The following is an 11651-nucleotide window of genomic DNA, read 5'->3' as shown; positions in this document are numbered from 1 at the left end:
GTCACTTGAAACTTTAAAATCTTCACCAAAAGGGCTTTTCTCCGGCCATTTATATGAAAATACAACCTCGTTTGGGTACTTCATATATTTTTCCCAAGAAAAGTCTTTGTCTATTTTTTTATAAATATTTTTTTTGACACCAAATAGTATTATTCGCTCTCTATCTTGAGGAACACCAAACTCCAACGAGTTGATCAAACGATCATTTAACTCATACCCAGCTGCATTTAATTCTTTCTTAAGCTCATCATAGAACTCCCTATGTTTCTTAGTTCTCCATAGGCCTTTAACGTTTTCAAACACAAACCAATCAGGCATGTATTTCTTAATGCAATCAATATAAGATCTTGATAACTTACCATTCTCCCCAGTTTTACCTGCATTCTTCCCCCCCACTGAAAAATCTGGACAAGGCGGCCCTCCAATAAAACCAACAAGATTACCTATCTGGCTCTCACTATTAACACTATTTTGCAGATAGCCTTCATCTTTATTATTCAGATAATCCTCTATTGAGTTAGCCTGATAACCATATTTGGGCTCACCGTGTCCCATTTTTTTCCGGCTGAACTCATAAGCCTTAATAAACTGATTCTCTATTTCATTTACAAATACAATTTCAAATCCTGCTTTTTCAAATCCAAGGTCAAGAAATCCTGAGCCTGAAAAAAACGAAAATATTACATTACGCACAATAATTTCCTACAACAATAAAGGAGCGGAATTCTGTAGTTGGTTTCACCTGCCCAGATACGCGAGTCAAGCAAACAATACCCAAACCATCTAACGTCTTCAGTGTTCTCGACACATTACTCACCGCGCGCCCTGTCAGCGCTGCAAGTTCCGTTACCGACTGTGGCTGCTGCTCAGCAATCACTTTTAACAAGTGCTGGTTTTCTTTCGACAAAATATTGGCTACCGACTTGAGTGAGTCAAACCAAATATCGACAGGGTACTCCGGATCGGGTACTTGCCCGCGGATGCCAATCACACAACGTTTTTGCTTGGTGCTGTTCATATTCCGCACGTTACCCACAAGCTAAAGACTGTACACATATACATAAAAAAATATCTTATCAACCGCTGATAATAGCGCAAGTTTATTTTCGATTTTAAGCAATTGAATCGGTGCCAGTGTACAGAAAGCACACAATCGGTTTTGGCTGCTATTCGGTTGGCTGAACAGGGTTATTCTCACCGATCTGTTAAGTTCCGTCGTGAGTGTGCCAGCCTTTTCTGGGCTCTGTCGGCAACTTTCATACACCCCTTCTGAGTAGCTCATTCTAACGCTATCTGTTAGGAACTTTCTAAAGGCTAGATCACAAGGCACGCCAAGCATAAAAGCCAGCTCAGCTGCACTATGAATGCCTCCACCTACATTAACCACTTTAGACAATATGCTTAATAGTTCACCCGGTCTGGTCACAGGTCTACATAATGTTACTTATTAAGTAACATTATGTAGACCTGTTAAGTAAGGGGATCCATTACCGGCTTAGAAAGCGAGATTGCTATCTAGGAACGCTACCTTGCGGAGTTTGGCTGCTATCCCTTGCTGGCATTACAGCAAGAGATAGCCAGAGCTGCTGACGATTTAACAGTGCTTTACGACTGTGACTTTTACGACTGTGACTGCTGGTCATGAGTCGCTTAAAACGACGCTCAAACTCCAACGCATCCTTGTTAAACCGATATGACAAGTAGTTGGGTCTATTTCTTGCTCACCATATGATTTTTCGCTTAACAAGATCTTATATACCAACCAGGCTACGGGCATATATCCCCTTAGCCATTCACACGGCTGGCAAATAAACGCCATATTAACGACTTCCCACCTGCTGTTTGATCAACATATAGCGGTTAAGCAGTTGTGCCAGCCGCAGCTCTGCCTGTGACTGCACATTGCCCGATAAGCTGTTATCTGTTGAGGCCGTAGCCAGTTGGCGCAGTTGCTCTTCCATCGGCACCGTTTTGCCAAATTCCTGGGTAATGGCAAACACCATGGTTTTCAGTTCGCTGCCCGTCATGTATTTGCCCTTGCGTTCATCCAGCGCATTCAGCCGGTCGGTCAGTTGCTGGAGTTTCACCATCCCCTGATGCCAGTTGTCTAGCGCCGCCAACGGTAAAGCATTGGCTTCCAACTGTTGTTGCCACGCTTTCTGCATCTGTTCCGCCTCCGGGTTGTTCGGCCACAGGGTCTGTGACTGCGCAATCAGTTGCTGTCCATACTGCAGCGCCCAGGCCGGGGGCAGTGCCATCAGCCAGTTAAGCTGCGCCCCCTGTTGCTGTACCAGACTCTCCGCCTGCCGCTGGGCCAGTGAACCGGGCTCACGCAATGCATTGAGTTGAGCAGCCTGACGCGGGAGTTCGGGCAACGGCGTTATTGATGCCACCAGTTGTTGCTCCACCGCCGTGGGCGAATGCAGGTGATGCCAGCCCCAGAGTAGCAGGCCCCCCACCAATAAAGCACTACTGGCCCCGCCGATAAACGACCAGACATAACCGCGTTTCTCCGGTGGAGGGGGAGGTTCCGGCAACGATTGTGCTACATAGACCAGTGGTTGATGGCCGCTCAGTTCAGTCACCGGTTGTGCCGTGACAGCTTGCGCAGGCAGCACTACCGTCGGTTCTGGTTGCCCTTCATAGGGGGCATTTTCCAACCGGGTGATGGCCTGCTTGACCTGATGCAGTAACCCGTCCATCCGGCTGGCTTGTTTCAGCTCATGGCGCGCCAGCGCCTCACAAAAGCTGTTCAGCCCTTTTTCCACCTGATACAACGCCGGAAGTTCATCACGCGCATCGAGGGGAAAGGTGCGCAATACCGCCTGCAAACGAGGGCTCAGACCGGCGATAATTTCCATCCGCGCATGACTGTGCCCCGGCCACATCACCGCCCATTGATAACTCACCAGCGCATTGAGCAGTGCCAGGCCTTCGTTAAACCCCGCCACCCCGGCAATATGGGTACGTGCCAAGGTGTACCAAGAGGCGGTCTGAAGCTCGACGCCGTTTTGTTCAAACAGCCGCAGGCACAGGATTTCAGCCTGCTTCCAGTTCACATCTGGCCGCGCCGGATGGGAAAGCTTCATCATCTCATCCCGCAGCGCGGCATAATCCGCCAGGGCTCGCGGGTCACCGCCGTTTTTAAGTTGTTTGCGTGTATTCACGTGGCAAGCTCCCTCTGTTCCTGAAGAAAATTAATTAATAAAGTGATCGGCAATCCATAAACGGTTGCTGACGCAGCAACACTTTGCCTAATGGGGTAAATTAGGTGCCATCGCGCAAGCCAGTGACGCATCGGCATTGAAATAGAACGGAATGCGACCAAGATCGATACGGCACCAGTCCGCCAGATTACTGAAGTTAAGGAACAGGTTGCTCACCGTGCAACCTGTTCAGCCTAGCGTGCTACAGCGCTAACGGCTGTAGGTTGATTTCCTTGGTGGTGGTATGACAGCGCGGGTCTTTTTCTCCCCGATGGGGAGGGAGAACACCTCGAAGCCTTTGGTGATGCGCATCATCACTTTCATTTCCTGCCCGTCAGACGTGAACTCCGCCACCGACCGGGAAGGAATGGTGCGTAAATAATGGGGGCACAGCAGGCTGAACAACCCAGCAATGAGCCCCGTCAGGTCATCATCGAACTTTTCACGCAGCCGGCCCATCAGAAAGGCAAAGCCCTCAAACAGGCGTTCAACGTAAGGGCCGCGCGCATCTGCGTTATCAAGATTCAACATCGTCGCACGGCCCGGGTGGTTCTGGATAAGTTCTTAAACGATTTCAATTAGGTAATCCATTTCAGCGTCGTAATAACGCTGGGTTAAGCCGTCCATAAAGATCTATTTCTCTGAGTTTCAGCCCAACGGGTCAACCACACAATACCGCCGCACGCGCTGGGTCGAGGCTGATAAGCCCGGAAAGCAGGGATTCCATCTCCGGTTGCAGGCGATTTTTATCCGCTTCGCTACGCGCCGCTTTTAACCGCAACAGTTTCAGACGGCGGGCCTTTACTTCAAACATCAGTTCCGGGGTCCATTGCGGCAGAGTGAGTGTATGACCACTGCTGTCGAGCTCCGCCAACAGGTGCAGGGCCATGTCGTTTTTACCGTACTGCTCCGCTACCCGCGCCATCAGCAGGCGCATCAGCCAGCGGTCACGACTGCTAGTGAACCCTGGGCGCGCCTGCAGCCAATTCAACGCCGCTTCAATTCCTTCGCTGTCTGCCAGTTGCAGCACTTCCGGCTCCAGGGTCAATATCTCATCATGGGCATGAGAAGCCGCCGCCACCGATTGCCCCTGCCAGCCCGGCAGATTGTCCTGAACCTTTTCCTCTATCCAGTTCAGGGTCACTTCATCGGCAAAAGGAGTGCCGTCACTGAACGCCAGGTTTTCCAGCCCCGGCAAGCGGCTCAGCAGCCCTTGCAGGTCATGGCAGATAATATCCGCCACCACACCGTCACTCCCCAGTTTCACCCAGGCCTGCCACAGATACCATTGCACATCCAGGCACAGATGATTGACCCCCTGGGAAAATTGGCTGTCCGCCTGCTCCAGCAACTCCGTCCAGCTCTGCTGAAGATAAAGCCGTTTCAAGTGGGCACGGTGTTCTGGTTTCGGGGGAGCCAGGCGGGTACGGCCACTGGCATCCAGCGGCGGCAGTTGCGTCAGCGTATCCCAGCGCACACTCTTCATCAGGTGATGCCCCGCCAGCCAGCCCCCGGGCTGGTCACGCAGGTACTTTGCCAATACCCGGGCCTGATCGAGCAAGTCACGCCCGGAGGTGATGGCGGCCATGGATGGTACCGTGCTGGCAGAGGAGGCCACGGTATCGTTACCCTCACGGCTGGTCTGCGGCACCAGACTATTGGCTCCTCCGCTTCTTGCCAGACGGGTTTCCAATGCCAGATACAGCGGCGACAGTTGCGGACGGGCGCTCTCTTCCAGCGTCTGCAGCACCTGTTCAATCAGCTGCAGGGCACCGGCCATGCGCTGCATCACCGCCACATCGGTTTCCGGGTAGCGTGACAAACTATCTAGCATTCGGCTACTGGCCAGCCATTCCAATGCGGATTTGCGGGGGCGCTCACGCTGTGGATGCAGTTGCCCGCCAAAGCGCTGTAACATCCCGGCCAACAATGCCAGCCCGTCCGCCAAACCGGTATCCCCATCCTGATGTAGCCGTGCCCAGATATAAAAGGTCACGACCCGCAGATCCTTGCTGATGGTGGTCAACAGTTTTTCCGCCAGGGTGCAGATAAGTTCGGTATCCATCCCGGAGAGTTTATTGACCTCTTCGCGAATGCGCTGAAAATCTTCGTCATAACCCGGGTCTTCACCGGTTGGCAGGCTCTCACTCAAAGGGGCCAACCAGCTATTCCAGTGGGCAATAAAGGTTTGCTCCTGTTGCGCCAGAGTCTGTTCATCCGCCTGGCAGGCAGCCATTAAACTTTGCAGGTCAGCCATTATTGTGCACTCTCCATGAGTAAATTATTGCTATTGCCGGACGGGGCATTCTCCGCCACCAAGGCGTCAACACTGAAAGCCTGAACCGGTAAGGTAAAATTGCGTAGCTGCAACAACGCCAACAGGCCATTGCCCAGTGGTAAACGCAGTGTCCATTGCAGGGTCTGAATTATCGTTATGATTAATACCATCAAAAACATGCTGATATGCGGTCTTTTATAGCAAGATGGCGTATTGATTCGACCACTTTATTCATTAAGCTTTAGCTTATACTCCGTCTCTCCACGGGTTTGCAAATCCACATTGGACTGCAGGTGGGCAATACTACGGGGTAACCGCCCATCAGTTGGGAAGCTGGCAGTGCTGATACCCTTGCGCGCCATCAGCTCTGTCACATCATTCTGTACCTGGGCCCTCGATGGGGCCAATCCCCCTGCAACTTGCTGGATGACGGCTACATGCAGTCAGCCGTCATCCCTTTCAACCAACAACAGATGGGGTTGTGCACCTAGCGATGGTGTGCAATCACTATCTAGCACTAAGGCGTCTGTTTTGGCACGCTACCGCCCTTCGCTATAAACCAAAGCGCATCAGGTGAGGGAATATATTGTATTTTCGTTACCTTTTTGCTGAGTCTCCGCAGCGCAGGCACTCAGCAAAAAGCGCGGACAGACCAATCTGTCCGCACCGGTATTACGCGGTAGTACGTTCGTTCCAGGAATCGGAATGAATGATGTTGCCGTCTTTGTAAGTCCAGGTGATTTTTTCGTAGCGCAGCTCTAACTGCTCCAGGTGGTTGTGCTTCTCATACGCCGGGTCTTTGATGTCATGCATCAACGGATTGACTTTCACCACCTTGACGTTTTCCAGTTTGGTATTGAAGTACTCCACTTCCTGGCCGGCGTCATTGATTTTATACCACTTGAACTCCGCTGACTTCAGGGTCTGGCCGGTGGTCACCGCCTTGTACAGATACGGGCTGGAGGCATCGATTTCCTTGGTAAACAGGAATGGGGTGTGAATACGGGTCCCCGTCAGTTTGCCGGTGTTGTTGTCAGTCGGGATGTACAGATTATGCTGCTGCGCAACCACTTCGATGCTGCCTTCACGGTCTTTGACATCAACAGAACCCTTGATGTCGGCACCGCCGTCATCCTTCAGCCACAGATAAACAGGTATTGCCATTGGTTTTTCTCCATTTATACCGTCGTCATTCAAATTGCTGCGTTGTTGGCTTTCAGCCATCACCCCAGTCACTTGGCTGACCAAGCTGGGGATTCGTTGCCTTGCCGCCTAGCCGCCACTCGAATGAGCTTGGGTACCTTGTTGTGTACCGTCACCATCCTGTGATGACGGCGGGTGTTGCTGGTAAGTCACAGGCATCGCCTGCGGTACCAGACTGATTTCGATACGCCGGTTATGTGCCGCGTCCAATGCCAATACTGCCGGCAGTATGGCGGCATCAACCAGCGTGCCATCCTGAAAGCGCACCTCTAACTCCAGGGCTCTCACCAGCACGCCTGCTGGTGGAACAGTTGCTGAGCCAGAAAGGCCCTATCGCTCCATAGCTGGCGATAGCTTTTCATTCTGTCGCTGTGTTAAGCCTTCGCTTTTGGCATCTGCGAAACTAGTGACAAGTTGACATCCATCCCTTCCACCTGGAAGTGCGGAATGGCGTACAGTTTCACGCGGAAGAAGCCCGGGTTATCCTCAATGTCTTCCACTGTCACCTTCGCATCACGCAGCGGATGAGAGGCTTGCAGTTCATCACCCGGGTCGGTCATCTCGGTCACCAGGCTACGTACCCAGGTGTTGAGCTCCAGCTCCAGCAAACGACGGTCCTTGGTGGTGCCGATGTTTTCACGCTGGATCAGCTTCAGGTAGTGAGCAATGCGCGACAGCAGGAAGATGTACGGCAAACGCGCGTTGATGCGGCTGTTGGCAGTGGCATCGGCGGTGTCGTACAGTGCCGGCTTCTGGGTGGAGTTGGCGGAGAAGAAGCAGGCGTAATCGCGGTTTTTGTAGTACGACAACGGGATGAAGCCCAGGTTGGCGAAATCAAATTCACGGGTTTCCGGGATCATCACTTCAGACGGGATTTTCACCTGATTGCCGGTGCCTAGGTCATACAGGTGGATAGGCAGGTCTTGCACCGCGCCACCAGCCTGCGGGCCACGGATTTGCACACACCAGCCGTTGTTGATAAAGCTACGTACCATGTTGGCGGCAAAGGCAAACGAGGCATTGGTCCACAGGTAACGGCCATGGTCCGGTCCTTTGACTTCTTCCACATAGTTGAAGCTGCGTACCGGCACAGTATCCGGGCCATACGGCAGGCGACCCAGCACGCGCGGCATTACCAGACCAATGTAGCGGGAATCATCGGTCTCGCGGAAGGATTTCCACTTGATGTACTCGGCGCGGTCAAAATAGTTGCCAATATCTTTGATGGCCGCAACTTCTTCCATATCATCTTTGAGAAAAAAGCGCGGGCCGGCAGAGCCGATAAACGGCATATGGGCCGCGGCAGATACTTTGGAGATGTTACGCAGCAGCGCCACATCTTGTGCCGAAGCATCAAATTCATAGGAAGAGATCAGTGCGGCAATCGGCTCGCCGCCGGGGGTGTCGTATTCATCAATATACGTATGCTTGTACAATCCAGTCTGGATCACTTCCGGCGCATCTTCAAAATCCTGACGCAAATCTTCCTTCGACAAGTCCAACAGTTCAATGCGCACGTTCTGGCGGAAATCGGTCTTGTCCACCAGGGATTTGACGCCACGCCACAATGACTCTACCGCCTGAAACTCGGGGTGATGCAGCACCGCATCCAGTTGGCGACTGATCTGAAAGTCCAATTCGGCGATATGGTGGTCAATCAGGGTTTTATCCAGTTTTTCCACTTTGGTGCCCGCCAGGCGCAAACGCTCAAGGAACACCTGCACCCCCGCCGTCAAACGCTCATCGGCGTTGGCATCAGACATCGCCTGTGCATCCTGCCAGCTATCCAGCGCACTGAGGTGGGAAACCGGGCTCAGGTTGATTTTTTCAAACAGGGAGGCATAAACACCGCCTGCCGTTGAGCGCTCTAATACCACTCTGTCACCCGCGGTCGTATTTTCATGTTGTACAGACATCAGTATTTCTCTCGTGTTAATCCGTTAAAAACCGAACGCCAGTTAAGCCTGTTGAGGCGCCAGGGCAGACAATTCAGAACGCAGTTCATTGCTCAGGGCAGGGTCACGCAGGATTTTTTCCAGCTCTTTGCGGAACGCCTGGTTATCCAGCAGGTTGGATTTGAGGTCGCGCAGCAGACTGCGCATCGCCAGCATGGCTTTGAGTTGCGGGATTTGACGGGCAACCTGCTCAGGGGTAAAGTCTTTCATGTTCTGGAAGGTCAGGCAGATATTTTCTTCACTGCCATCATCGGCCAGCGTGTTTTCTACCGCCAGATTGACCGAAGGTGAGTAGTCTTGTAAGACACTATTAAAATTATTTTTTGAAATATTTATTTTTTTTCGTTCAGACAGCGAGGCTATTTCTTGACCGTTACTGAAATCACCCGCCACCAACAACTTCAATGGCAATTCGGTTTTCTTCTGCGCACCTCCGGTGTGAAGCGCCAGTTTCAGATTAATCCTAGCTTTCGGAATTTCATTTTGGAAGGAATTTGACATTGACAACCCTGCTCAACAAAGAGAATGAAGAACGGTCTGCCCTGGGTAATAAATCGGTATGGTCCCCTTGCCAAACAACCACTTCCTTTTGCATCACCGGATGCAGACAACAACAGGGTCACCAACCAACCTATTTATATGACAAGATAAGGGCAGAGCGCTGTGTATCATAAGTTTTTCCGAGACTAGAAAAATGGTCAGATAAAAACCTATGGCGGGCAGTTTAAGAAGGTTTATAAGATGAAGGAACCTAAATTGAGTAACAAAATGTTTCAGAGCCTATGACGCCGCACCATACCTACCTTAGTGATTTATAAGATTTTTCTTAATTATACTTCTGGAGTATCCAGCAAAAGATAGGGCCTGGGGCAAATCAATCAACAAAGGATTTACACCGGAAAACAGCATTAGAACATCAATAATTCCAACTTTATTTTTTCTGAAAAAATCAGGGTAAGAGGCCATTGCCTATGTTGTTGCTAAAATCACCGTGACTTCCGGTTAATATCCGTCATTGGGTGCTCTTGAGGTGCTTCCTACAAGCCAAAGAGATGCTTGTTATTATCTATCAATCCATTGATTAGCCGATGAAATCCATCAAGACCACCCAAATAAATAACAATGGAAAATTTACAACCATTTTTTCCGTTTGAAATAGAGATAAGGGGCCAACCCAGCGGCAACCATCAACGCGATGGCCGCCGGATATCCAAATGACCAACTTAGTTCTGGCATAAACTCAAAGTTCATCCCATAGCTGGATGCCACCAAGGTGGGGGGGAGGAAAATGACTGACACCACGGAGAAGATTTTAATGATTCTACTCTGTTCGATATTGATAAAGCCCATAGCGGCCTGCATCAGGAAGTTCACTTTCTGGAATAGCGACTCATTATGTGGCAGTAGGGACTCGATATCGCGCAATATCTCACGCGCCTGCTCCAACTGAGTGGTGGGCAAACGTGCTTTACGCACTAAAAAATTCAATGCGCGCTGAGTATCCATCAAACACAGCCGAACCTTCCAGCCGATATCTTCCAACTCAGCCAGTGTGGAAAGCGCTTCGTCATACCCTTCACCAGGATGACCTTCCATAATCACCCGGCTGAGTTTTTCCAGATCGCTATAGACGTTTTCAATCTCATCGGCCAATTGTTCAATCTTGGTTTCAAACAGATCAAGCAGCAGCTCATATGCATTACCGTCCATCATTCTCTGGTTACGCGCACGCATCCGATAAAGGCGGAAAGCAGGAAGTTCACGCTCACGCAAGGTATACAGGCGACCATCGCGAATGGTGAAAGCCACCGTGGAGTTGCCGGCATGATCTTCTGCATCTTCGAAATAGAAAAAGGAGTGGATATGTAGACCGTCTTCGTCTTCAAAGAAACGCGCCGACGCTTCAATATCATCCAGTTCTGGGCGCGTCGCCAAACTCTGGCCCAATTCACACTGTACACGCTCACGTTCATCGTCTTCCGGTTCAACCAGATCAACCCACAACGACGAGGTCAAATCATCGGCGTCATCCAACTCCAAACGGGATAAGCGGTTGTTATTCAGTTTAAAAGCGCTCAGCATGTGTCAAAACTCCCTTGAGGTAACAGGGTAGACAACGCAGTGAAGCACAGAAACCGAGAGTGATGTTAATCAGCTCGTTCCAAACCATATGAAGACTTGGCTCAGAGCGACATAGAGGGTCGCCGACAACCACTAAGGGTATCAGCGAAAGGGGATAACCTTAGAAGTTGTACCTGATATTCAGGTTTATGAGCCAGTGTCTACTGGGTGCGTCCAAGGCGTATGTCCTCATTGAAAATAGTGCGCGCATGTTACGCCGAGAAGAAAAAGCCTGTCAATACATTATCCCCATTCCCCCTAACCGCTATAGCGAAGTCAGGAAAACCCTACAGTGATCTCTGAACCTTAGGTGAATAATTGCTAAGATGAGCGCATGAAAACATTATGGATTGATAACATGAAACAGATTACCGCCCACGACCTGACCGCCATGAGCGAACAAGCCAGTAAACTTCCCCGTCTGCGTGCTCACCGTAACTTACATGAAGAATTGAGTGATCAGGTGCAACGCTTGGTCATCGCCATGGAGCCAGGAACCTATATTCGCCCACACCGCCATCCGCAAACCTGGGAGTTACTCACCCCATTAAGTGGCCGGTTCATAGTACTGCAATTTGATAACAACGGCGTGATTACTCAACGCACCTTGCTCGGTGAAGAAACTAAAATATTGGAGATGCCAGCCGCTACCTGGCATGCCGTGCTCTCAGTGGATCCAGGCGGTGCGATTTTTGAGGTCAAACAAGGCCCTTACCTGGCACTCACAGAAAACGACTGCATGCCATGGGCCCCGGCAGAAGGGGAGGACGGTATTGAAGCGGTGATGCGCTGGTATGCTACGGCCAAAGTCGGTGACCGTTACCCTCACTAGTTTGCTGCAAACGGCGGTAGCAAAAACATCTTGATGGGCGCCTACTCAGCGCCCTG

11 protein-coding genes and 1 pseudogene are annotated in these 11651 nt (G+C 50.9%); 1 reads left to right on the top strand and 11 read right to left on the bottom strand.

The window, feature by feature from the left end; genetic code table 11:
- The 11 genes and pseudogenes from AC2A06_RS15240 to corA form a co-directional block, all read right to left on the bottom strand.
- On the bottom strand, positions 1-693 hold a 693-nt coding region (locus tag AC2A06_RS15240; protein WP_484380828.1), incomplete at its 3' end, for a DNA cytosine methyltransferase.
- Positions 686-1018 (bottom strand): HVO_A0114 family putative DNA-binding protein, encoded by a 333-nt coding sequence (locus AC2A06_RS15235; protein WP_484380827.1) that lies wholly within the window; start codon positions 1016-1018, stop codon positions 686-688. The genes AC2A06_RS15240 and AC2A06_RS15235, both read right to left, overlap by 8 nt.
- Positions 1019-1820: 802 nt before the next feature.
- A complete protein-coding gene (locus tag AC2A06_RS15230; RefSeq protein WP_484380826.1) occupies positions 1821-3167 on the bottom strand; it encodes a VasL domain-containing protein in 1347 nt (448 codons plus the stop codon).
- A 108-nt stretch (positions 3168-3275) separates the two neighbouring features.
- A pseudogene (locus tag AC2A06_RS15225) lies at positions 3276-3833 on the bottom strand (type VI secretion system baseplate subunit TssF); the annotation flags it as partial.
- A 34-nt stretch (positions 3834-3867) separates the two neighbouring features.
- Positions 3868-5463 (bottom strand): type VI secretion system protein TssA, encoded by a 1596-nt coding sequence (gene tssA / locus AC2A06_RS15220; protein WP_473196284.1) that lies wholly within the window; start codon positions 5461-5463, stop codon positions 3868-3870.
- Entirely contained in the window at positions 5463-5654 is a 192-nt protein-coding gene (locus AC2A06_RS15215) for a hypothetical protein (RefSeq protein WP_484380825.1), read from the bottom strand. The genes tssA and AC2A06_RS15215 overlap by 1 nt, the downstream gene beginning before the upstream one ends.
- Before the next feature lie 502 nt (positions 5655-6156).
- On the bottom strand, positions 6157-6648 hold the full coding sequence (gene hcp / locus AC2A06_RS15210; protein WP_037383727.1) for a type VI secretion system effector Hcp: 492 nt from the start codon (positions 6646-6648) through the stop codon (positions 6157-6159).
- 108 nt (positions 6649-6756) lie between these two features.
- A complete protein-coding gene (locus AC2A06_RS15205) occupies positions 6757-6975 on the bottom strand; it encodes a hypothetical protein (RefSeq protein WP_484380824.1) in 219 nt (72 codons plus the stop codon).
- Positions 6976-7061: 86 nt separating this feature from the next.
- Complete coding sequence (gene tssC / locus AC2A06_RS15200; protein WP_484380830.1) at positions 7062-8609, bottom strand: type VI secretion system contractile sheath large subunit; 1548 nt, start codon at positions 8607-8609, stop codon at positions 7062-7064.
- Between the two features lie 36 nt (positions 8610-8645).
- Positions 8646-9143: a type VI secretion system contractile sheath small subunit gene (tssB, locus tag AC2A06_RS15195; protein ID WP_484380823.1), complete on the bottom strand. Its 498-nt coding sequence runs from the start codon at positions 9141-9143 to the stop codon at positions 8646-8648.
- Positions 9144-9773: 630 nt separating this feature from the next.
- Positions 9774-10724, bottom strand: coding sequence for a magnesium/cobalt transporter CorA (gene corA, locus AC2A06_RS15190; RefSeq protein WP_037383738.1), 951 nt, complete (start codon positions 10722-10724; stop codon positions 9774-9776).
- Positions 10725-11121: 397 nt separating this feature from the next.
- On the opposite strand from corA, the gene AC2A06_RS15185 reads away from it, so the two are divergent.
- Positions 11122-11595: a WbuC family cupin fold metalloprotein gene (locus AC2A06_RS15185; protein ID WP_484380829.1), complete on the top strand. Its 474-nt coding sequence runs from the start codon at positions 11122-11124 to the stop codon at positions 11593-11595.
- Positions 11596-11651: the final 56 nt, after the last annotated feature.

This window comes from Serratia sp. HNCC26DJ244 (assembly GCF_057180565.1).
This window is presented reverse-complemented; position numbering and strand designations above follow the sequence as displayed.